Below are 22,470 nucleotides of genomic sequence, written 5' to 3'. Positions count from 1 at the left end.
GTCGAGCGCGACTACCGCAACTCTTGGAGGGTGGGGCGGGCTCCGGAGCGGAGCCGTCCGCGTCAGGCGAAGCGGGACGGCAGCACGGCGCCGTTCACGGCGCGCAGCTCCTCGAGCGGCACCGTGAAGAGGCCCTGGACCTCGACGACGGGCGACTCGGCGTCGGTGACGCCGATCCGGAGCACGGGGTAGCCCCGGCCCTCGCAGAGTCCGCGGAACTTCACGTCGTCCTCGCGCGGCACCGACACGAGCACGCGGCCGGTCGACTCCGAGAAGAGGGCGGCGGTCGCGTCGACGCCGTCGCGCTCCATCAGCTCGTCGAGCCAGATCCGCACGCCGACGCCGAAGCGCATCGCGGACTCGGCCAGCGCGACGACGAGGCCGCCGTCGGCGAGGTCGTGCGCGGAGGCGATCAGCGACTCGGTCGAGCCGGCCGCGATCAGCTCGGCCAGCGCCTTCTCGGCCGCGAGGTCGAGCTGCGGGGGACGCCCGCCGAGGTGGTCGTGCACCGTGCCGGCCCAGGCCGAGCCGTCGAGCTCGTCGCGGGTGACGCCGAGGAGGTAGACGTTGTCGCCCTCGTCCTGCCAGCCGGAGGGGATGCGGCGGGCGACGTCGTCGATCACGCCGAGCACGCCGACGACGGGGGTCGGGAAGATCGGCACGTCGCCGGTCTGGTTGTAGAACGAGACGTTGCCGCCGGTGACGGGGATCTCGAGCTCGAGGCACGCGTCGGCGAGCGCGCCGACGGCCTCGCGGAACTGCCACATCACCTCGGGGTTCTCCGGGCTGCCGAAGTTGAGGCAGTCCGAGACGGCGACGGGGGTCGCTCCGGTGACGGCGACGTTGCGGAACGCCTCGGCGAGCGCGAGACGCGCGCCCTGCGCGGGGTCGAGCTGGCACCAGCGTCCGTTGGCATCGGTGGCGACGGCGAAGCCGAGTCCGGACTCCTCGTCGACGCGGACCATGCCGCCGTCGTCGGGGTAGCTCAGCGCCGTGTTGCCGAGCACGTAGCGGTCGTACTGCGAGGTGATCCAGCTCTTGTCGGCGAGGTTCGCGGAGCCGAGCAGCGCGAGGGTCTCGGCGCGGAGAGCGTCGCCCTCGGTCGAGCGCGGCAGTCGCGAGGAGGAGTCGGCCTGCAGGGCGTCGAGCCAGGCGGGGTAGGCGATCGGGCGCTCGTAGACCGGGCCGTCGACGGCGACGGTGCGCGGGTCGACGTTGACGATCTCCTCGCCGTGCCAGTTGATGATGAGGCGGCCGGAGTCGGTGACCTCGCCGAGCACGCTGGTCTCGACGTCCCACTTGCGGACGACCTCGAGGAACGCGTCGAGCTTCTCGGGGCGGACGACCGCCATCATCCGCTCCTGCGACTCCGACATCAGGATCTCCTCGGCCGTCAGCGAGGGATCGCGCAGCAGCACCGAGTCGAGCTCGATGAACATGCCGCCGTCGCCGTTGGAGGCGAGCTCGGAGGTGGCGCAGGAGATGCCGGCCGCGCCGAGGTCCTGGATGCCCTCGACGAGGTCCTTGCGGAACAGCTCGAGGCAGCACTCGATGAGCACCTTCTCGGCGAACGGGTCGCCGACCTGCACGGCCGGCCGCTTGGTCGGGCCGCCGTCGGCGAAGCTGTCGGAAGCGAGGATCGACGCGCCGCCGATGCCGTCGCCGCCGGTGCGCGCGCCGAACAGCACGACCTTGTTGCCGACGCCGCGGGCGTTGGCGAGGTGCAGGTCCTCGTGGCGGAGGACGCCGACCGCGAGCGCGTTGACGAGCGGGTTGCCCTGGTAGACGGAGTCGAAGTACGTCTCGCCGCCGATGTTGGGCAGGCCGAGGCAGTTCGCGTAGAAGGAGATGCCGGCGACCACGCCGTGCACGACACGGGCGGTGTCCGGGTCGTCGATGTCGCCGAAGCGCAGCGCGTCCATCACGGCGACGGGGCGGGCGCCCATCGAGATGATGTCGCGGACGATGCCGCCGACGCCGGTGGCCGCGCCCTGGAACGGCTCGATGTAGCTGGGGTGGTTGTGGCTCTCGATCTTGAAGGTGACGGCCCAGCCCTCGCCCACGTCGACCACTCCGGCGTTCTCGCCCATGCCGACCATGAGGTTCTTCTTCATGGCGGGCGAGACCTTCTGCCCGAACTGGCGGAGGTACATCTTCGACGATTTGTAGGAGCAGTGCTCGCTCCACATCACCGAGTACATCGCCAGCTCGCCGCTCGTGGGGCGCCGGCCGAGGATCTCGCGGATGCTCGCGTACTCGTCGGGCTTCAGCCCCAGCGCCGCGTAGGGCTGCTCCTTCTCGGGAGTGACGGCCGCGTTCGCGGTGGTGTCGGGAACGGCGATGCGGGCGTCTGCGGTGCGGCTGTCTGCCATGTGCTGGAGGCTCCAGGAGAGAGGGTGGGGATGCGCGACGATCCTACCGGGGCGGGCGGTCGGCCCTCGGGAGTCCCGCGGACCGCCGCCCCGCCCGGGGTCCGGCCGGGATCAGGCCTCGCGGCAGGGCCCGGAGTCGACCGTGTCGGTCAGCGACGGCGCCTCGGCGGCCACCGGTCCGAGCACCGAGAGCGGGATCGCGTAGCCGACGTTGTCGACCGAGGCGGCCTTGCCGAAGACCACGCCCGAGACGGTGCCGTCGAGCGAGAGCAGCGGTCCGCCGGAGTTGCCCTGGTTGACGAGGGCGGCGAGCGTCAGCACCTCGCGCGAGGTCGGCGCGCCGTCGACCATCAGCGAGACGGTGGCGTCGGAGGAGATCTGCGCGGCGCCGAGGGTCAGCGGACCGCCGAAGGGGTAGCCGGCGACCACGCCGTCGTCGCCGGCCAGGACCGCGTCGTCGAGGGCGAGCGGCGCGGCGGAGAGCCCGTCGACGGCGATGACCGCGAGGTCGGCGGCGGCGTCGAGGTAGACGACGCGGCCGGTGCGCGGCGGCTCGTTCGGCGCCTCGACCACGGGCTGCGAGACTCCGGCCACCACGTGCGCGTTGGTGATCACCCGGTCGTCCGAGACGACGAAGCCGCTGCCCGTGACGCCGACGTCGCAGGCCCAGGCGGTGCCGGACACGCGCACGACCGAGTCGGTGGCGGTCGCCACCTCGGGGTCGTCCGTCGCGACGCTGGGGATGACCGGCGCCTCGGTGGGCGCGTCGAGGGCCTCGACGACCCAGGAGGTGCCCTCGTCGACGACGGTCGACTGCAGCTGCGCGAGGAAGCCTCGGACCGGGTCGGGCGTGAGGTCATCGATGGTGCGGATGACGGTGGAGCCCGCGACGGAGGTGGTCACCAGCGGGACGCCGAGCAGCGAGACGGCGGAGGTGACGGCGATCCAGACCAGGCCGGTGATGGCGACCCCGGCGACCCCTCCGGCGAGGCGGTCGAGGAGGCCGAGCTTGACCTTGTCGGCGCCGCGGCCGAAGACGGCGCCGATGGTCGCGCCGATCGCGTAGCCGACGCCGAGCAGCAGCACCGCGGTGCCGATCACGGCGAGCAGCCGCCACTCGCTGCCGGCCGCCCAGGTGGAGACCGCGGGAACGGCGAAGGAGGCGGCGATCGCCCCGGCGACCACGCCCGCCAGGCCGCCGAGCGTGCGGAGGAAGCCGCGGCGCAGACCGTCGACGAGCGCGCCGATGAGGCTCAGCACGACGACGGCGTCGACGATCACGGATGCGCCCATGCGGAACTCCTCGCGGGTCGGGATCCTCCAGCATGACCGACCGCGGTTGCGGGGACACCCGGAGGACCCTGCGAGTCCCGGACTCGGCATGCCGGTCGAGAGGACGCGGCTGCCCCGCGCGATGCCGGTCGAGAGGACGCGGCTGCGCCGCAACCTGCTGGTCGAGTAGCCCCGCAGGGGCGTATCGAGACCCGCCGTCCCCAGAAGGGCAGGCCTGCAGACCCCCGTTCCGGCGCTGGTGGATCTCGATACGCCCGCTCCGCGGGCTACTCGATCAGCATGTTCGGCCTAGAAGAAGGAGATGCAGTACGGCGCCGCGATCGGCGCGAAGAAGCGGTCGACGCTCTCGTGGTCCGCCTCCGCCAGCGTCACCGCGCCGGCCCGCGCCAGCGTGGACGGGCGGGCGGAGCCGAGCAGCAGCGTGCCGAGGTCGGCGACGTCCAGCGACAGGGTCGCCGCGTCGTCGCTGCGCTCCACCCGGCCCTCGCCGCCCTCGACCGTGATGCGGTAGCTGCCGTCGACGAGGCCGAGCTCGTCGCGGACCGCGAGCACCAGCGTGCCGTCGCTCGTCCACGGCCGCGCGCCGAACGCCGCCGCGACGTCGAGCACGCGGGTCCAGATCAGGTCGGCGACCTTCGTCACCTCCACGACGCGCGCGTCGCGCAGGGCCCAGGTCAGCGGGTCGTCGACGGGCGCCATGTCCCAGGTGACGGTCGAGGCGAGGTCGACGGCACCGAGGAAGCCCCAGAGCCCGAGGTAGGCGTCGGCGGTCGCGGCGACCAGGTCGACGACCTCGAGGGTGCGGTCGTCCTCGTCCGGCCCGACGGCCTTGTAGGTGACGTAGCCGTCGAGCTGTCCGTCGGCGTCGAGGTGCACGGCGGAGCGGACGGCGCGGCCCGGCGCGGTCTCGCCGGGCTCGGTGCCGACGGCGTTCGCGGCGTAGCGCGACTGCCGGGTCAGCGAGCCGGGCGTGCGCGCGTGGAAGGCGCGGAAGACCTCCTCCACCCGCGACTGCAGCCAGGTCGTCGCGACGACCTCGACGCGGCCGGCCGGCTCGACCTGCAGGGCGAAGCGCGGGCCGGTGTCGACGCGGATCGAGCGGGTGAACGCCGAGCGGCCGAAGCCGAACCGGCGGTAGATCGAGGCCTCGCTCGCGGTGAGCACGGCGACCGCGGCGCCCGATTCGCGGGCCAGGCGCAGGTCGTCGGTGATCATGGCGCGGAGGATCCCGCGGCGGCGGTGCGTGGCCCGGACGGTGACCTGCGAGACGAGGTGCGCGGCGAGCTCGCGCCCGCGGCCGACCTGCAGCGAGCCGGGGAACGCGGCGTAGGTGGCGACGGGGACGGACTCGCCGTCGATGCCCTCGGGGGAGGCGGAGTCGTGCACCGCGGTCAGCTCGCGCTGGTCGGCGACCATGTGCTCGGCCCAGTCGCGCCACTGCTCCGGCGTGTACTCCTTCTCGTGGAAGCCCGCGTTGATCGCGGTGCCCCAGGCGGCCGTGGCGGCGTCGGGTCCGCCCTCGGCGGTCAGTGCGGCGGGGAAGCGACGGAATTCGAGACCGGGAAGGGACATCCGTCCAGCTTAGGCACCCGGCCTGCGCGGGTGCTGCCCGGGGCGCCGCGGGCGTCCGGCGGCGCTCGCCGGGTGCCCGCCGGGCCCACCTCCGGCTCGTGGAATCGCGTCCGGCTTGCTGGATCCACCCGTTTCCGCGAGCCGAGGGCGTTGCCGCGTGCCGGAGGTGCGGACCGGGGACCTCCGGCTCGTGGATTCGGGTCGGGCTCGCTGCATCCGCGAGTTTCGGCGTGCCGAGGGTGTTTCCACGTGCCGGAGGCGTGGCCGGGGGAGCTCCGGCTCGTGAAATCGGGTCGGGCTCGTGCGATCAGCGGGCTTCCGCGTGCCGAGGGTGTTTCCGCGTGCCGGAGGTGCAGCCCCGGGAGCTTCGACACTCGGAATGGCATCGGGCTCGCTGCATCCGCGAGTTTCGGCGTGCCGAGGGTGTTTCCGCGTGCCGGAGGTGTGGCCCGGGGGAGTTCGGGCTCGCGGATTCGCGTCCGGCTCGCCGGATCAGCGGGTTCCCGCGGGCCGAGGCCGGTTCCGCGTGCCCGAGGTGGATCAGAGGGCGCGCCAGCGCTTCTCCAGCGCGTCGTCGACGGCCTCCGCCAGTGCGGCGAGCGCCCCGGGGTCCGGCGCCGCCGCCACGACTCGCCCGCAGGCCGCCGCGATCACCGCGCGCCGCCGCGGCAGCGTCGCCGTGAAGGCGCAGTCGCGCAGCAGCAGGAGCACCCGCTCGGCCGGCGCCTCGACCGCCAGCGCCAGCAGCAGCCGCCGCTCGAACGGCGCCTCCGGCACCATCAGCCGCCAGAAGCCGTCCGCGTCCTGGAACGCGGCCGGCGGATCCGGCACCCGGGCCAGCAGTGCGAGCGCCGCGGCCAGCCCGTCGACGTCCGCCCGCGCGACGAGTCCGCGCAGCCGCGACTCCGCATCCGCCCCGGGACCCGGCCCGAGCGTCACCGCGGCGAGCGCGCGCGCGTCGAGCCGTCGCTCCGTCTCCTCGTCCGGCACCGTCTCGTCCGCCGACCACCACGAGAGCAGCGGAGTCGCCGCGACGGCGAAGTCGCCGGGCCGCCGCTCCAGCGCGATCAGCAGGTCCTCCGAGGCGGCCAGCGCCACCAGCGCGTCGACGTCCACGGCGAGCACGGTCCCCGAGGTGGACGGCAGCACGAGGTGCCGCCCCGACGGCGGCACGATCTCCGCCCGGGTCCGCGCGCCGGGCCCGCGGGTGCTCGCGCGCAGGATCGCCGCCTCGAGTGTGTCCGAGCCCGCCTCCGAGCCCGCCCGCGCCGCATCGCCCCCGAAGATCCGTCCACCGCGCGCCATCCCGCCACGCTACCGTCGGCGGCATGACCCGCCTCGTCGCCCTCCTCCGCGGAGTGAACGTCAACGGCCGCACCGTCCGCAGCGCCGACCTCGCCGCCACCGTCGAGAGCGTCGGCGGCTCGGCCGTCCGCACCGTGCTCGCCAGCGGCAACGCCGCCTTCGACTCCGACCGAGACCCGGCCGAGGTGAAGCCCGCGCTCGAGGCCGCCCTCGGCGAGCGCTTCGGCTACGACGCCTGGATCGTCCTCGTCACGCAGGAGGCGCTCGCCGCGGCCGCCGCCGCCTACCCGTTCGAGCGGATCGACGACACCGCGCACCCCTACGTCGTCTTCGGCTCCGACCCCGCCGCCCTCGACGCCGCCGAGTCCGCGGTCGGCGCGACCGACCCGGCCGTCGAGCTGCTCGCCCGCGGTGACGGCGTCCTCTACTGGCGCTGCCCGAAGGGCTCCTCCACCGACACTCCGGCCGCGAAGATCCTGGCCCGCGCCGTCTTCCGCTCGACCACGACGACCCGGAACCTCCGCACCGTGGAGAAGCTCGTCACCGCCTGAGGTAGGGACATCCCGGCCCTTTCCGGCTGAGAACTCGCACATTCTTTGGTTAGGCTGTCCTTAGTGCACGGCGTCCGTCGCCCGTTGCGCGCCACGACCACAGCCTTCCGAAAGGGAACAATGCCCCGCGCCACCAAGTCGCTCGCGCTCGTCGCGACCGCCCTGCTCACCGTCGGCCTCGCCGGCTGCTCGTCCGCCGCGGCCGGCTCCGACACCGCCGACAGCGACTTCACCCCGATCACCATCGAGCACGCGCTCGGCACCACGACCATCGAGTCGCAGCCGGAGCGCGTCGCGACCGTCAACTGGGCCAACCACGAGGTCCCGCTCGCGCTCGGCGTGGTCCCGGTCGGCATGGCCGCCGCAAACTTCGGCGACGACGACGGCGACGGACTGCTCCCCTGGGTGTCCGAGAAGCTCGAGGAGCTCGGCGGCGAGACCCCCGTCCTCTTCGACGAGACCGACGGCATCGACTTCGAGGCCGTGGCCGACACCCAGCCCGACGTGATCCTCGCCGCCTACTCCGGCCTCACGCAGGAGGACTACGACACGCTGACCGAGATCGCGCCCGTCGTCGCCTACCCCGAGACCGCCTGGGGCACCTCCTGGCGCGACACCATCACCTTCAACAGCGAGGCGATGGGCATGGCCGACGAGGGCGCCGTGCTCATCGGCGAGCTCGAGACCGAGATCGAGGAGAAGGTCGCCGCGCACCCGCAGCTCGCCGGCGCCTCGGCGATGTTCCTCACCCACGTCGACCCGACCGATCTCAGCCAGGTCAGCTTCTACACGACCCACGACACCCGCCCGGCCTTCTTCGAGGACCTCGGCCTGACCACGCCGGAGAGCATCGCGACCGCCTCGGCCACCACCGACGCGTTCTCGCTCACCCAGAGCGCCGAGCAGGCCGACGCGTTCAACGACGTCGACGTCATCGTGACCTACGGCGACGACGAGCTCGTCAACACCCTCAAGGCCGACCCGCTGCTCTCGCAGATCCCGGCCGTGCAGAACGACGCCATCGTCCGCCTGCCCTCCACGCCGCTCGGCACCGCCGCGAACCCGACCCCGCTGTCGATCTCGTACGTCCTCGACGACTACCTCGCCATGCTGGCCGAGGCCGCCGACAAGGCGGCGTGATCCACTCCCGCCCGCCTGCGTGAGCTCCGACCGCGTGACCCTCACCGCACCTCCCGTCTCGGGTGCCGCCGCCGTGCGGCGCCCGAGACGTCTGCGCGCCCTCTGGCTGCTCGTCTCGCTTCTGGTGCTGGCCGGCGTCGCGGTGGTCTCGGTGATGATCGGCTCGCGCGACGTGGCCTGGAGCGACGTGGTCGCCGCGTTCGGCGGCTCCACCGACGGCTTCGGGCAGGCCGCGGTCGCCAAGCGCCTCCCGCGCACCGTCCTCGCCGCGATCGCCGGCGCCGCGCTCGGGGTCGCCGGCGTGCTGATGCAGGGCGTCACCCGCAATCCGCTCGCCGACCCCGGGATCCTCGGCGTCAACACCGGCGCCTCGCTCGCGGTCGTCACCGGCATCGTCTTCTTCGGCCTGTCCACCGCGACCGGCTTCATCTGGGTCGCGATCGGCGGCGCGGCCGTCGCCGCCGTCTTCGTCTACATCGTCGGCTCGCTCGGCCGCGGGGGAGCGACGCCGCTCAAGCTCGCGCTCGCCGGCGCCGCCACCTCCGCCGCGCTCGTCTCCGTGATCAGCGCCATCGTCCTGCCGCGTGCCGACCTCTCGGGCGGTATCCGCTCCTGGCAGATCGGCGGGGTCGGCGGCGGCACCTTCGCGAGTATCGGGCAGGTCCTGCCCTTCCTCGCCGTCGGGCTCGCGCTCTGCGTGCTCTCGGCGAAGAGCCTCAACACCCTGGCCCTCGGCGACGAGCTGGCGGCCGGCCTCGGCGAGCGCGTGGCGCTGGCCCGCGGCGCGGCGGCCCTCGGCGCCGTCGTCCTCTGCGGAGCGACCACCGCGGTCACCGGGCCGATCGGCTTCGTCGGGCTGGTCGTCCCGCACGCCTGCCGGCTGATCGTCGGCGTCGACCACCGCTGGCTGCTCCCCTTCTCCGCGGTCGCCGGCGCGGTCCTGCTGATCGGCGCGGACGTCGTCGGCCGGATCGTCGCGCGCCCGAGCGAGATCGACGTCGGCATCATCACCGCGCTGATCGGCGCCCCCGTCTTCATCGCGATCGTTCGCCGGCAGAAGGTGCGCGAGCTGTGACCGCCGTGCAGTCCCGGCCCGCGGCCCGTTCCGCCGCGCCCTCGGCCACGGCTCTCGCCGTCGCGGCGAGCCGCCGACGCCGCGGAGCCCGCCGCCGCACCGTGGTCGCCGTGCTCGTCGCGCTGCTCGTCGTCGTCTTCGCCGTCTCCCTGATCGTCGGGCAGACGATCTACTCGCCGGCCGAGGTCGTCCGGGTGATCCTCGGCGAGCAGGTCCCCGGCGCCTCCTTCACGGTCGGGCGCCTGCGCCTGCCGCGCGCGATCCTCGGCGTGCTCGTCGGCCTCTGCTTCGGCCTCGGCGGCGTCGCCTTCCAGACCATGCTGCGCAATCCGCTGGCCAGCCCCGACATCATCGGCATCAGCGCCGGAGCGAGCGCCGCCGCGGCCTTCGCCATCGTCACGCTCTCGCTCGGAGCGACGCAGGTCTCGGTCCTCGCCATCGCGGCCGGCCTCCTGGTCGCGCTCGTCGTCTACGCCCTCTCCTACCGCAGCGGAGTGGCGGGCACCCGGCTGATCCTGATCGGGATCGGCGTCGCCGCGATGCTCGACAGCGTCACCGCCTACGTGCTCTCCCGCGCCGCCGCCTTCGACTTCCAGGAGGCCAGCCGCTGGCTGACCGGCAGCCTCAACGGCGCGCGCTGGGCCGAGGTCGTGCCGGTGCTGATCGCCGTGGTCGTCCTGACCCCGGTGCTGCTCGCCCGCTCGCGCGACCTCTCCGGCACGCAGCTCGGCGACGACACCGCCTCCGCGCTCGGCATCCGGGTGAACCGCACCCGTCTCGTCGTGATCGTCGCCGCCGTCGGCCTGATCGCCTTCGCGACCGCCGCGGCCGGCCCGATCGCGTTCGTCGCCTTCCTCTCCGGCCCGATCGCCGCCCGGCTGGTCGGCCCCGGTCGCTCGCTGCTGATCCCGTCGGCGCTGGTCGGCGCGCTGCTCGTGCTCGTCGCCGACTTCGTCGGGCAGTACGCGCTGGGCCTGCGCTACCCGGTCGGCGTCGTCACCGGCGTGCTCGGCGCGCCGTACCTGATCTACCTCATCGTCCGCAGCAACCGATCGGGAGGGTCCCTGTGACCGCCGAGCACACCCTCACCGTCGACGCGCTCACCCTGGGCTACGGCGACCGCACCGTCGTCGAGGGACTCGACCTCGTCATCCCGCCCGGCCGGATCACCGCCATCGTCGGCGCGAACGCCTGCGGGAAGTCGACCCTCCTGCGCTCGATGTCGCGGCTGCTGGCGCCGCGCGCCGGCACCGTGCTGCTCGACGGCAAGGCCGTGCACAGGACGCCGGCGAAGCAGCTCGCCCGCACGCTGGGCCTGCTGCCGCAGTCGCCGATCGCTCCGGAGGGGATCACCGTCGCCGATCTCGTCGGCCGCGGCCGCCATCCGCACCAGGGGATCCTCAGCCGCTGGAACGCGCACGACGACGAGGCCGTCGCGACCGCGCTCGACGCGACCGACACCGCCGCCCTCGCCGACCGCGCCGTCGACGAGCTCAGCGGCGGCCAGCGCCAGCGCGTCTGGATCGCGATGGCCCTGGCCCAGGAGACCGACCTGCTGCTGCTGGACGAGCCGACCACCTTCCTCGACGTCAGCCACCAGGTCGAGGTGCTCGACCTGCTCGTCGATCTCAACCGGAACCGCGGCACGACCGTCGTGATGGTGCTGCACGACCTCAACCTCGCGGCCCGCTACGCCGACCACCTCGTCGCCCTGGCCGGCGGCACCGTGCACGCCGCCGGCACTCCCGCCGAGGTCCTGACCGAGGACACCGTCCGCGCCGTCTTCGGCCTCGACAGCCGGATCATCGCCGACCCCACCTCCGGCACCCCGCTGATGCTCCCCCTCGGCCGCCACCGCCTGACCGCCGGCCCGGACGAGGCCGACCTGCAGCCCCTCGGCTGACCGCCCCGCCCGCACCCTCCCGGCCGACGCGTCGCTGATCCGCCGAGTCGACGCGCAGTGGGGCCGGCGGCTCGGCCAGCTCCCGTCCCGGGTCCGCTCGCGGGCTGCGCCGCGACCGAGTGGACGCGAACCGGGGCCCGCGACCGCACCAGGGCCCGGTGCGCGTCCGTTCGGGGGCGCGGCGCCCGGACAGACCGCCTGACGGGCCGCACAACGAAGGCCGAGCGCCCGGAATCGCCCGGAGATCCGCGGATCCGGTCGTCCGGCCTTCGTTCCGCGGACGACTCCGCGCGCACCGGCGCGCACACGCCGCGCAGACCGTCCGGGGCCCGCAGATGTCGGACGTGTAAACGGTTCCAGACGGCGACCGGGGGGCGTATACGATACCCGGTGTCCGCGCGGACGGCCTGTCGACGGCGGAGCCCACCGCACCCGTGCCCCGACCAGAGGTCCTCCCCGCTGTGACTGCTTCACCGACGCGCCCCGACGCCTCCGCCCTCGGCCGGGCGAAGGCGCTGCTCTTCGACCTCGACGGGGTGCTCACCCCCACCGCCGACGTGCACATGCGGGCCTGGGCCCGCCTCTTCACGCCGTACCTCGAGTCGCGCGGCATCGCCGAGGGCTACACCGACGCCGACTACTTCCGGTACATCGACGGCCGCCCCCGCTACGACGGCGTCCGCGCGCTGCTCGCCTCGCGCGGCATCACCCTCCCCGAGGGCTCGCCGAGCGACGACCCCGCCCTCGAGACCGTCTGCGGGCTCGGCAACCGGAAGAACGACGCCTTCAACCAGACCCTCGCCGAGAACGGCGTCGCCCCGTACCCGGGCTCGCTCGCCCTGGTCGACGCCGCGATCGCCGCGGGCGTCGAGGTGGCCGTCGTCACCTCCTCCCGCAACGGCGTGCCGGTGCTCGAGGCCGCGGGGATCCGCGACCGCTTCGAGGTCGTCGTCGACGGGCTGCTCGCCGCCCGCGACTCGATCGCCGGCAAGCCCGCGCCGGACACCTATCTGCACGCCGCGCAGCTGCTCGGGCTGACCGCGGCCGAGTGCGTGGTCGTCGAGGACGCCCACTCCGGAGTCGCCGCCGGCCGCGCGGGCGCCTTCGGCCTCGTCGTCGGCGTCGACCGCGGCGTCGGCCGCGACACCCTCCTCGAGCACGGCGCCGACATCGTCGTCGACGACCTGGCCGAGCTGCTCCCCTTCCTCCCCTCCGCCCCCGCCCCCGAGGACGCCGCATGAACCCCATCACCTCCGACCCGCTCGACCGCAACCGCTTCCCGGTCGACGAGTGGTCGCTGATCGAGACCGAGTTCGCCACCGAGCTGCAGGGGCGCACCGAGACCCTCTTCGCCACCGGCAACGGCTACCTCGGCCTGCGCGGCAACGTCGAGGAGGGCCGCGACGGCTACGCCTACGGCACCTTCATCAACGGCTTCCACGAGACCTGGCCCATCCGGCACGCGGAGGAGGCGTTCGGCTTCGCCCGCGTCGGCCAGACCATCGTCAACGTGCCGGACGCGAAGATCATCCGCCTCTACGTCGACGACGAGCCGTTCGTGCTGAGCGAGGCCGACGTCCTCGCCTACACGCGCCGCCTCGACTTCGCGAACGGCGTGCTCACCCGCGAGCTGGAGTGGCGCACCCCCTCCGGCAAGCGCGTGCTGATCCGCTCGCGCCGCCTGGTCTCCTTCACCGACCGGCACCTCGCGATCCTCGACTACGAGGTCGAGATGCTCGACCACGACGCCTCGGTGCTGATCTCGAGCCAGATCCTCAACCGCCAGGACGGCGTCGACGAGTACCACGCGCCCTCGGGCAGCGAGGCCGCCGGCTTCGACCCGCGCAAGGCCGAGTCCTTCGAGGACCGGGTGCTGCAGCCGCAGCTCAAGCGGGTCAGCGGCACGCGCTACCTGCTCGGCTACCGCACCACCAACTCCCGGATGACCGTCGCCTGCGGTGCCGAGCACGTGCTCGAGACCGAGAACGAGTGGGACCAGACCTCCCAGATCGACGACGACCTCGCCAAGCACGTCTACCGCGTGAAGGCGAAGGCCGGCGTCCCGGTGCGCCTGGTGAAGACGCTGACCTACCACACCTCTCGCGGCGTCCCCGTGCGCGAGCTCGCCGACCGCTGCGACCGCACGCTCGACCGCGCCCGCGAGACCCCGGTGGAGGAGCAGTTCACCAAGCAGCGCGAGTGGCTCGACGACTTCTGGCTCCGCTCCGACGTGCAGATCGACGGCCAGGCGGCGATCCAGCAGGCCACCCGCTGGAACCTCTTCCAGCTCGCGCAGTCGACCGCCCGCACGGACGGCGGCGGCGTCGCGGCCAAGGGCGTCTCGGGCTCCGGCTACGGCGGCCACTACTTCTGGGACACCGAGGTCTACGTCCTCCCGTTCCTCAGCTACACGGCGCCGCTCGTGGCGCGGAACGCCCTGCGCTTCCGTCAGAACATGCTCGAGGCGGCCCGCTCGCGCGCGGCCGAGCTCAACCAGCGCGGTGCGCTCTTCCCCTGGCGCACCATCAACGGCCAGGAGTCGTCGGCGTACTACGCCGCCGGCACCGCGCAGTACCACATCGACGCCGACATCTCCTATGCGCTGATGCAGTACGTGGGCGCGACCGGCGACGACGACTTCCTCGCCCGTGGCGCGATCGACATCCTGGTCGAGACTGCGCGGATGTGGGCCGACCTGGGCTTCTGGCGCAGCAACGGCGACGACCACTTCCACATCCACGGCGTCACCGGGCCGGACGAGTACACGACCGTCGTCAACGACAACCTGTACACGAACGTGATGGCCCGCTCGAATCTGCGCGCGGCCGCCCGCGCCGTCGAGCTGCTGAAGGCCGTCGAGCCGTCGGCCTACGAGCGGATGGTCGCCCGGCTGCTGCTGGACGAGGACGAGGTCATCGAGTGGGCCCGCGCGGCCGACAAGATGCACATCCCCTTCGACGCCCGCGCCGGCATCCACCCGCAGGACGCGGCGTTCCTCGAGAAGGAGCTGTGGGACCTCGAGAACACCCCGGCGTCCAAGCGGCCGCTGCTGCTGCACTTCCACCCACTGGTGATCTACCGCTTCCAGGTGCTCAAGCAGGCCGACGTCGTGCTCGCGCTGCTGCTGCAGGGCAACGAGTTCACGGCGGAGCAGAAGCGCGCCGACTTCGAGTACTACGACGCGCTGACCACCGGCGACTCGACGCTCTCGGCGGTCGTGCAGTCGATCATCGCGGCCGAGGTCGGCTACAGCGAGCTGTCGCGGCACTACTTCCTCTCGGCGCTGTTCGTCGACCTCGCCGATCTGCACCGCAACACGGCGGACGGCATCCACGTCGCCTCGACCGGCGGCGTCTGGAGCGCCCTGGTCTACGGCTTCGGCGGGATGCGCGACCACGGCGGGCGGATCACGCTCGACCCGCGCCTCCCGGACGACTGGGACCGCTTGACCTTCCGCATCACGCTGCACGGCACGCGGGTGCGGGTCGAGGTGACCCAGGAGGCGGTGCTGCTGACCGTCGAGGACGGCGACGCCGCGGCGATCACCGTCCGCGGCGAGCGCGTGCACGTCGAGTCCGGCAACCCGGTCCGCGTCGGCCTCGGCCACCAGGGCCCCCGCCTCACCGGAGCGCCGACCACCTCCGACATCGAGGGCACCCGCCGCTCCGACGGCACCGTGATCACCGCCTCCATCCCCACCATCTCGATGACCCCGGAGCCCGAGGTGCTGACGGGTCCGTAGCCTCTCCTCGCGATGGAGCGGCTGCGCCGCGCCCCCTCACCGATCGAGCGGCTGCGCCGCGCTTCCGCGCCGAGAGAGCGGCTGCGCCGCGCTTCCGCGCCGAGAGAGCGGCCCGCGCAGAGGTCGCGGTTCATGCTGATCGAGTAGCCCGCGCAGCGGGCGTATCGAGATCCCCCACCGCATGCACGTGGGGTCTCGATACGCCCCTTCGGGGCTACTCGACCAGCATGGTGCGCAGCTCACAGCTCACAGCTCACAGCTCACAGCACGCATTGCACATCGCGCCTCCCGTGTCGCCCGGCCGCACCGAGCGCCCCCCGACGCGCCTCCGCGGAGTCGTCCCGCCGGCCGCTGCTAGCGTCGCCCGATGGTCATGAGCAGTACTCGGTTTCCCTCGGCGGCGCGGCCGACCGTCGCGGTCGTCAGCGACTACGCGCTCGACTACACCGGTGGCGCGCAGACGGCGATGGTCGCGGAGTGCCGGAGCCTCGTGGAGGCGGGCGTCCGCGTCCTGCTGGTCGTCCCCCGCTCGGCCACGACGCTGCCGCTCGACGGCATCGACGTCCGCCCGATCCCGGCGCCCCGGATCCCCGTCGCGCAGCTGCCGGTCGTCCGCAACTCCCGCCGCACCCGGGCCCTGCTCGAGCGGCTGCTCCGCGACGAGGTAGTCGGCGCCGTCCACGTCCACTCCGAGTTCGGCCTCGCGGTCGCCGCACTGGAGGTCGCCGCGGCGCTCTCGATCCCCTCGGTCGCCACGGTGCACACGTTCTTCTGGCGCGGAGTGCCCGGTCGCGTCGGCCGCCTGCTCGCCCCGCTCGCCGCGACCTACGTCGCCGCCGTGACGGGCGTCCGACCGCGGCCGGACCGCGGCGGCGACGACCGCCTCGGCGCGCTCCTCCGCGAGGTCACCCGGAGCGCCGCCGCCCGCGCGGATCTCGTGATCTCCCCGTCGGCCCACCAGGCCGAGGCGCTCCGTCGCGCGGGCCTGGAGCGGGTGGAGGTGCTGCCCAACACCGTGATCCGGCGGGACTCCGGCCACCGCATCGAGGAGCGCGTCGCCGCGGACACCCCCGGTCCGCTCCGCCTGCTCTGGGTCGGCCGATGCGCACCGGAGAAGCGGCTCGTCCCGTTCGTCGAGGCCTGCCTCGCCGTCCTCGCCCGCGACCCCGAGGCCCTCCGCGTCGAGGTGATCGGGACCGGTCCGTCACTCGCCCGCGCCGTCCGGCTCGCCGCGGGATCCCCGGCGGTCGTCTTCCGCGGCTTCGTCGAGAACCGCCGCATCGGCGACGCCGTCCGCCGCTCCGACCTCGTCGCCCTGACCTCGTCCGGCTTCGACAACCAGCCGATGGTCGTGGTCGAGGCGCTGCAGGGCGGCCGCGGGATCCTCTACGTCGACCCGGCCCTCACGGAGGGCCTCGACGGCCCGGGACTGCTCGCACCCGTCGAGCCGAACGCCTTCGCCGAGTACCTCGAGCGGCTCTGCCGCGACCGCGCCCCGGTCCGCGCGGCGGCCGCGGCGGCACGGACCGCCTTCGCCGCCTTCGCGCCCGAGGCCCACGCCGCGGCCGTCCTCGCGCTGCACGGCGCAGCGCGCGAGATCGCGGGTCTGCGCGCTGCGCAGAAGTAGCGCGGCCGGGCGTCAGGCCGTGGCGACCAGCGCGCGCACCGCGGAGGTGAAGAACGCGAGCCCGTCCACGCCGGAGCGCATCGCGGCAGGGGTGTCCGGGCCGAAGCCCGGCTCGACCGCGTGCTCGGGGTGCGGCATCAGGCCGACGACGTTGCCGCGCGCGTTCGCGACTCCGGCGATGTCGTTCATCGAGCCGTTCGGGTTCGCGCCGAGGTAGCGGAAGACCACGCGGCCCTCGCCCTCGAGCTCCGCGAGCGTCTCGGCCGAGGCGATGTAGCCGCCCTCGCCGTTCTTCAGCGGGATCGTGATCTCCTGGCCGGCCTCGAAGTCGCTGGTCCAGACGGTGGCGGCGTTCTCGACGACGAGCCGCTGGTCGCGGCAGACGAAGGAGCCGACGTCGTTGCGGATCAGGCCGCCGGGCAGCAGGTGCGCCTCGGTCAGCATCTGGAAGCCGTTGCAGATGCCGAGGACGGGGGTGCCTGCGTTCGCCGCGTCGATCACCTCGCGCATGATCGGCGAGTGCGAGGCGATGGCGCCGCAGCGCAGGTAGTCGCCGTAGGAGAAGCCGCCGGGCAGCACGATCGCGTCGACGCCGTCGAGGTCGTGGTCGCCGTGCCAGAGGGCGACGGGCTCCGCGCCGGCGAAGCGGACCGCGCGCTGGGCGTCGCGGTCGTCGAGCGAGCCGGGGAAGGTGATGACGCCGATCCGCATGCTCACGCCTCCGGGTAGTGGATGCCGACGACGTCCTCGATCACCGAGTTCGACAGCATGTCGTCCGCCAGGGCGGCGATCGAGGCGCGTACCTCGTCGGTCACCTCGTCGACGGTGATCTCGAAGCGCTTGCCCACCCGCACGCCCGTGACGGCGGAGTGGCCGAGGCGCGAGAGCGCGCCGGCGACGGCCTTCCCCTGCGGATCGAGCAGCTCGGCCTTGGGCATGACTTCAACGACGATCGTGGGCACCGTGTTCTCCGGAGTCTCGAGGGGCTGTGCGGATCTCCGCGCGCCCATCGTACCCGCCCGGCTTTCCGGCGATCCGTCCCGGGATCGCCGGTCTCGACGGGCCCTCCGCTCAGGCCGCCGCGGTCACCCGCAGCGTGTTCGCCCACGGGTCCTCGAAGGACAGCGTCCGCCCGTCGTCCGCGGTGGCGACCTTCGCGCTGCGCAGGCGCTCGCCGAGCGCGCCCAGATCGTCCGCCGCCGGCACCACGATCTCGACCTGCCCCAGCCCGAGCGCGAGCTGCCGCCGACCGGCGCCGAGCGAGTTCCAGGTGTTCATCGCCATGTGGTGGTGGTAGCCGCCGGCCGAGACGAAGAGCGCCTGCCCGCCGTAGGCGATCGTCGTCTCGAAGCCGAGCCGGTCGACGTAGAACTCCTTCGCCGTCGCGACGTCGCCGACGCTCAGGTGCACGTGGCCGACCGAGGCGCCGCCGAGCCGCGGCTGGGCGATGGCCTCCTCGGTCAGGTGCTCCCGGAGGAACGCGTTCGGGTCGAGGAAGAGCGTCGACATCTCGATCCGCCCGTGCGTCCAGGACCACTGGCTGCGGTCGCGGTCCCAGTAGAGCTCGACGCCGTTGTGCTCCGGGTCGTCGAAGTAGAACGCCTTGCTCACCAGGTGGTCGGAGCTGCCGGTGAAGGAGCCGGGGTGCCGGGTCGCGACGCTGTGCACGGCGGCGGCGAGCGCCGCCTCCGACTCGAAGAGGATCGCGGTGTGGAACAGGCCGGCGCTGCGCGGGGCGGCGTGCCGCAGCTCCGGAGCGTGCTGGAGGATCACCGCGGGGACGCCGCCGCGGCCGAGCACCGCGACCGAGCCGTCCTGCGAGAGCAGGTCGAGCAGGACGGCGTCGCGGTAGTAGGCGACCATCGCGTCGAGATCGGCGACGCGCAGGGTGACCGCCCCCATCACGGTGTCGGGGGCGAGCAGGTCGGGCGAGGAGGTGGTCATGCCGGTCATGCTAGGTCCAACTCAGTTGTAGCCACAACTATTTCCTGGCGAGAGGAAGTCGGAGGAGGGGGCGCCCCCGGGTTCATAGGATCGCCATAGGCAGCGTCCAGCCCGTGCGATGCGGCGGGTCGTCGAATGGACTCCGGTCGCCGTCAGGGGCGGCCCCGGCCACGAGGACGCATCATGAACGAGTCACCCGAATCCCACGGCGCCGAGCGCGAGCCCGCTGCCACCGCGACGGACCCCACCGGCGCCGAGGAGCGCCAGGCGCTCCGGACCGACGACCGTCGTCGTCGCCGTCGCGCCCTGATCGCCGGCGGTGCCGGGCTCGCCCTGCTGATCGGCGTCACCGCGGGCGGCGTCTCGCTCGCCGGCCGCTCCGAGTCCGCCTCGGCCGCCTCGTCGAGCGCCGCCAGCACCATCGTCTACCCCGGCGGCTCCCGCGGCTCCTTCGGCGGCGGCATCGTCGTGCTGCCCTACTCGGGCGGATCCTCCTCGGGAGACGGCTCCGGCAGTGGGTCGGTCTACGGATACGGATACGGCTCGGGCTCGGGCGGCACCGGCTCGGGGACCTCCGGTTCCACGTCGACGTCCACGGCGACCGACGCCGTCCCCGCGAGCACCGCGCAGACCGCCGGCGTCGTCACGATCACCTCCGACCTCACCTACGAGGGCGCGACCTCCGCCGGCACCGGCGTCATCCTCACCTCCGACGGCATGATCCTCACCAACAACCACGTCGTCGAGGGCTCCACCAGCATCACCGTCACGGTCGAGAGCACCGGGCAGGCGTACACCGCCCGCGTCGTCGGCACCGACAAGACCAACGACATCGCCGTGCTCCAGCTCGTGAACGCCTCGGGCCTCACCCCGGCGACCCTCGACACCGACGGAGTCGCGGTCGGCGACGCCGTCACCGCCGTCGGCAACGCGAAGGGCACCGGCAACCTGGTCGCCGCGGCCGGCACCGTCGAGGCCCTCGGCCAGAGCATCACCACCCAGGCCGAGACCGGCATCACCGGCGAGAAGCTCACCGGCCTGATCCAGGTCGACGCGGACATCGTCGCGGGCGACTCGGGCGGCCCGCTGGTCGACGCGGCCGGGAAGGTCGTCGGCATCGACACCGCCGCCTCCAGTGGAACCGCGGACATCACCGGCTTCGCCATCCCGATCTCGAAGGCCCTGGACATCGTCGCGACGATCGAGGCGGGCGCCGACACGTCGACCGTCGCGATCGGCTACCCGGCCTTCCTCGGCGTCTCGCTGCCGTCCGGCACGACGGCGGGCACCGCCTCCGGAGCCGTCTCGGGCGCGAGCACCCCGGCCGGCGCTCTGATCGCCGGCGTGATCGAGGGCACCCCCGCTGCCGCCGCCGGCCTCGTCGCCGGCGACGTCGTCACCGCGGTCGACGGCACGGCCGTCGCCTCGGGCGACGCCCTCTCCGCGGACCTCGCCCAGCGCGAGCCCGGCGAGTCGGTCACCCTCACCTGGACCACCGCCGCCGGCACCTCGCAGTCCGCGACCGTCACCCTCGTCGAGGGCCCGGTCGCCTAGGAGCGGTCCGCTTCGCGGGCTGTTCCACCGGCGAGAAGGGCCGCTCCGCGGGCTGCTCCATCGGGGGAGAAGGGCCGCTCCGCCGGCTGCTCCATCGGCGGCGAACATGCTGGTCGAGTAGCCGCGAAGCGGCGTATCGAGACCCGTCGTGCCCAGCAGGGCAGCCTGCAGACCCGCGTGCTGACGGGGTGGATCTCGATACGCCCGCTGCGCGGGCTACTCGATCAGCATGGACGCGAGGAACGCGAGCGCACCGCGCATGCTGGTCGAGTAGCCGCGGAGCGGCGTATCGAGACCCACCCGCCGGCACCCGCACGCGGCGCCGGCGCACCCACGCGACGCGCCGTTGTTTTGAACTATTCAACACAACTCGGTAGCCTTGTCCCCATGACGATGACGGACGACCGGCTGAGAGCCTCCGGGCTCAAGGCCACCGCGACCCGGCGGGCCGTCCTGCAGGCGCTCGAGGGCCACCCGCACTCCGACGTCGATCAGATCCTCGCGCGGGTGCGCGTCGACCTGCCCGACGCCTCGGCCCAGGCCGTGTACGGCGTCCTCGCCGCCTTCACCGAGGCCGGCCTCACCCGCCGCATCGAGCCGGAGGGCCACGCCCGCCGCTTCGAGCTCCGGGTCGGCGACAACCACCACCACGTCGTCTGCCGCAGCTGCGGCGCCGTCGCCGACGTGGACTGCGTCGTCGGCCAGGCGCCCTGCCTGCATCCGTCGTCGTCGAGCGGCTTCGCCATCGACACGGCCGACATCACGTTCTGGGGCACCTGCCCCGACTGCCTCGCGCAGGCCGAGACCCGGCCGGCGCCCGCCATCACCGCCGCGGAGGGCGAGACAGCGCTCCGCCGACAGGAGGACTCATGACCGAGGAACGATTCACGACGACCGATGCCGGAGCCCCCGTCGCCAGCGACGAGCACTCGCTCAGCGTCGGAGCCGACGGCCCCATCGCGCTCCACGACCACTACCTCCTCGAGAAGCTCGCGCAGTTCAACCGCGAGCGCATCCCGGAGCGCGTCGTCCACGCCAAGGGCGGTGGCGCCTTCGGCCGCTTCGTCACCACGGGCGACGTCAGCGCGTACACCCGCGCCGCGCTGTTCCAGCCCGGGGTCGAGACCGAGATGCTCGCCCGCTTCTCCACCGTCGCCGGCGAGCAGGGCTCCCCCGACACCTGGCGCGACCCGCGCGGCTTCGCGCTGAAGTTCTACACGAGCGAGGGCAACTACGACCTCGTCGGCAACAACACCCCGGTGTTCTTCCTCCGCGACGGCATCAAGTTCCCCGACTTCATCCGCTCGCAGAAGCGCCTTCCCGGCACCCACCTCCGCGACCACGACATGCAGTGGGACTTCTGGACCCTCTCGCCCGAGTCGGCGCACCAGGTCACCTGGCTGATGGGCGACCGCGGTCTGCCGAGCTCGTGGCGGCACATGGACGGCTTCGGCTCGCACACCTACCAGTGGGTCAACGCCGCCGGCGAGCGCTTCTGGGTGAAGTACCACTTCAAGACGAACCAGGGCATCGAGATCCTCAGCCAGGAGCAGGCCGACCAGATCGCCGGCGAGGACGCGGACTTCCACATCCGCGACCTGTCCGCTGCGATCGACCGCGGCGACCACCCCTCGTGGACCCTCTCCGTCCAGGTCATGCCGTACGCCGACGCCGAGTCCTACCGGTTCAACCCGTTCGACCTCACCAAGGTCTGGCCGCACGCGGACTACCCCCTGATCGAGGTCGGCACGATGACCCTCGACCGCAACCCGGAGAACTACTTCGCGCAGATCGAGCAGGCGACCTTCGCCCCCTCGAACTTCGTGCCCGGGATCGAGGCCAGCCCCGACAAGATGCTGCTCGCGCGCATCTTCAGCTACGCCGATGCGCACCGCTACCGCGTGGGCACCAACCACGCGCAGCTGCCGGTCAACGCCGCGAAGTCGCCGGTGCACTCGTACTCGAAGGACGGCGCGATGCGCTTCGACTTCCAGCGCTCCGAGGTGCCCGTCTACGCGCCGAACACGATGGGCGGCGCGCACGCCGACCCCGCCCGCGCGGCGGAGGGCCCCGGCTGGGAGACCGACGGTGCGCTCACGCGGGCCGCGGCGACGCTGCACCCCGAGGACGACGACTTCGGCCAGGCCGGCACGCTCTACCGCGACGTCCTGGACGACGACGCCAAGGCGCGACTGGTCGCGAACATCGTCGGCCACGTCTCCAAGGTGACCCGCCCGGAGCTGCGCCGGCGCGTGCTCCAGTACTGGGCGAACGTGGACAGTTCGCTGTCGCAGCGCGTCGCCGAGGCCCTCGAGCCCTCCGCCCCCGGCGCGGACGTCTCGCCGGAAGAGGTCGGCATCCACGCCTGACCCCCTGGTGCGCGGTACCGGCT

18 protein-coding genes are annotated in these 22,470 nt (G+C 73.2%); 11 read left to right on the top strand and 7 right to left on the bottom strand.

The window, feature by feature from the left end:
* Nucleotides 1-62: 62 nt before the first annotated feature.
* From purL to C1I64_RS15280, 4 genes are all read right to left on the bottom strand, one after another.
* Nucleotides 63-2,372, bottom strand: coding sequence for a phosphoribosylformylglycinamidine synthase subunit PurL (purL, locus tag C1I64_RS15295; RefSeq protein ID WP_127887794.1), 2,310 nt, complete (start codon nucleotides 2,370-2,372; stop codon nucleotides 63-65).
* Nucleotides 2,373-2,483: 111 nt separating this feature from the next.
* The gene (locus tag C1I64_RS15290; protein ID WP_164874561.1) at nucleotides 2,484-3,665 is read right to left on the bottom strand and encodes a MarP family serine protease; all 1,182 of its coding nucleotides are present in this window, start codon (nucleotides 3,663-3,665) and stop codon (nucleotides 2,484-2,486) included.
* A 288-nt stretch (nucleotides 3,666-3,953) separates the two neighbouring features.
* Complete coding sequence (locus C1I64_RS15285) at nucleotides 3,954-5,237, bottom strand: GNAT family N-acetyltransferase (protein ID WP_127887792.1); 1,284 nt, start codon at nucleotides 5,235-5,237, stop codon at nucleotides 3,954-3,956.
* Nucleotides 5,238-5,777: 540 nt separating this feature from the next.
* Nucleotides 5,778-6,542, bottom strand: coding sequence for a DUF2254 family protein (locus C1I64_RS15280; protein WP_127887791.1), 765 nt, complete (start codon nucleotides 6,540-6,542; stop codon nucleotides 5,778-5,780).
* 23 nt (nucleotides 6,543-6,565) lie between these two features.
* On the opposite strand from C1I64_RS15280, the gene C1I64_RS15275 reads away from it, so the two are divergent.
* The 8 genes from C1I64_RS15275 to C1I64_RS15240 all read left to right on the top strand — a co-directional run bounded on the left by C1I64_RS15275 (nucleotide 6,566) and on the right by C1I64_RS15240 (nucleotide 16,580).
* Nucleotides 6,566-7,093, top strand: a complete 528-nt coding sequence (locus C1I64_RS15275) for a DUF1697 domain-containing protein (RefSeq protein ID WP_127887790.1) — start codon at nucleotides 6,566-6,568, stop codon at nucleotides 7,091-7,093.
* A gap of 120 nt (nucleotides 7,094-7,213) precedes the next feature.
* Complete coding sequence (locus tag C1I64_RS15270; RefSeq protein ID WP_127887789.1) at nucleotides 7,214-8,233, top strand: iron-siderophore ABC transporter substrate-binding protein; 1,020 nt, start codon at nucleotides 7,214-7,216, stop codon at nucleotides 8,231-8,233.
* A 19-nt stretch (nucleotides 8,234-8,252) separates the two neighbouring features.
* Nucleotides 8,253-9,308 carry a FecCD family ABC transporter permease gene (locus tag C1I64_RS15265; protein WP_244209500.1) on the top strand — a complete coding sequence of 352 codons (1,056 nt, stop codon included), beginning with the start codon at nucleotides 8,253-8,255 and terminating at the stop codon, nucleotides 9,306-9,308.
* Nucleotides 9,305-10,378, top strand: a complete 1,074-nt coding sequence (locus tag C1I64_RS15260) for a FecCD family ABC transporter permease (protein ID WP_425272916.1) — start codon at nucleotides 9,305-9,307, stop codon at nucleotides 10,376-10,378. Before C1I64_RS15265 ends, C1I64_RS15260 begins: the two co-directional genes overlap by 4 nt.
* Nucleotides 10,375-11,211, top strand: coding sequence for an ABC transporter ATP-binding protein (locus C1I64_RS15255; RefSeq protein WP_127887788.1), 837 nt, complete (start codon nucleotides 10,375-10,377; stop codon nucleotides 11,209-11,211). The genes C1I64_RS15260 and C1I64_RS15255 overlap by 4 nt, the downstream gene beginning before the upstream one ends.
* 461 nt (nucleotides 11,212-11,672) lie before the next feature.
* The gene (locus C1I64_RS15250) at nucleotides 11,673-12,452 is read left to right on the top strand and encodes an HAD family hydrolase (protein WP_127887787.1); all 780 of its coding nucleotides are present in this window, start codon (nucleotides 11,673-11,675) and stop codon (nucleotides 12,450-12,452) included.
* The gene (locus tag C1I64_RS15245) at nucleotides 12,449-14,953 is read left to right on the top strand and encodes a glycoside hydrolase family 65 protein (protein WP_127887786.1); all 2,505 of its coding nucleotides are present in this window, start codon (nucleotides 12,449-12,451) and stop codon (nucleotides 14,951-14,953) included. Before C1I64_RS15250 ends, C1I64_RS15245 begins: the two co-directional genes overlap by 4 nt.
* A 373-nt stretch (nucleotides 14,954-15,326) precedes the next feature.
* On the top strand, nucleotides 15,327-16,580 hold the full coding sequence (locus C1I64_RS15240) for a glycosyltransferase family 4 protein (RefSeq protein ID WP_164874560.1): 1,254 nt from the start codon (nucleotides 15,327-15,329) through the stop codon (nucleotides 16,578-16,580).
* A gap of 12 nt (nucleotides 16,581-16,592) precedes the next feature.
* On the opposite strand, the gene purQ is transcribed toward C1I64_RS15240, so the two are convergent.
* From purQ to C1I64_RS15225, 3 genes are all read right to left on the bottom strand, one after another.
* A complete protein-coding gene (gene purQ, locus C1I64_RS15235) occupies nucleotides 16,593-17,291 on the bottom strand; it encodes a phosphoribosylformylglycinamidine synthase subunit PurQ (protein WP_123447083.1) in 699 nt (232 codons plus the stop codon).
* 2 nt (nucleotides 17,292-17,293) lie between these two features.
* A complete protein-coding gene (gene purS / locus C1I64_RS15230) occupies nucleotides 17,294-17,542 on the bottom strand; it encodes a phosphoribosylformylglycinamidine synthase subunit PurS (RefSeq protein WP_123447082.1) in 249 nt (82 codons plus the stop codon).
* A 109-nt stretch (nucleotides 17,543-17,651) separates the two neighbouring features.
* The gene (locus C1I64_RS15225) at nucleotides 17,652-18,524 is read right to left on the bottom strand and encodes a VOC family protein (RefSeq protein WP_425272915.1); all 873 of its coding nucleotides are present in this window, start codon (nucleotides 18,522-18,524) and stop codon (nucleotides 17,652-17,654) included.
* A gap of 183 nt (nucleotides 18,525-18,707) precedes the next feature.
* Here C1I64_RS15225 and C1I64_RS15220 point away from each other — a divergent pair, with 183 nt between their 5' ends.
* From C1I64_RS15220 to C1I64_RS15210, 3 genes are all read left to right on the top strand, one after another.
* Entirely contained in the window at nucleotides 18,708-20,078 is a 1,371-nt protein-coding gene (locus C1I64_RS15220) for a S1C family serine protease (RefSeq protein ID WP_208645143.1), read from the top strand.
* Nucleotides 20,079-20,465: 387 nt separating this feature from the next.
* Nucleotides 20,466-20,951: a Fur family transcriptional regulator gene (locus tag C1I64_RS15215; protein ID WP_185019989.1), complete on the top strand. Its 486-nt coding sequence runs from the start codon at nucleotides 20,466-20,468 to the stop codon at nucleotides 20,949-20,951.
* A complete protein-coding gene (locus C1I64_RS15210) occupies nucleotides 20,948-22,447 on the top strand; it encodes a catalase (RefSeq protein ID WP_127887783.1) in 1,500 nt (499 codons plus the stop codon). The genes C1I64_RS15215 and C1I64_RS15210 overlap by 4 nt, the downstream gene beginning before the upstream one ends.
* Nucleotides 22,448-22,470 lie beyond the last annotated feature (23 nt).

It is taken from the genome of Rathayibacter festucae DSM 15932 (genome assembly GCF_004011135.1).
Taxonomy (GTDB): Bacteria; Actinomycetota; Actinomycetes; order Actinomycetales; family Microbacteriaceae; genus Rathayibacter; species Rathayibacter festucae.
This window is presented reverse-complemented; position numbering and strand designations above follow the sequence as displayed.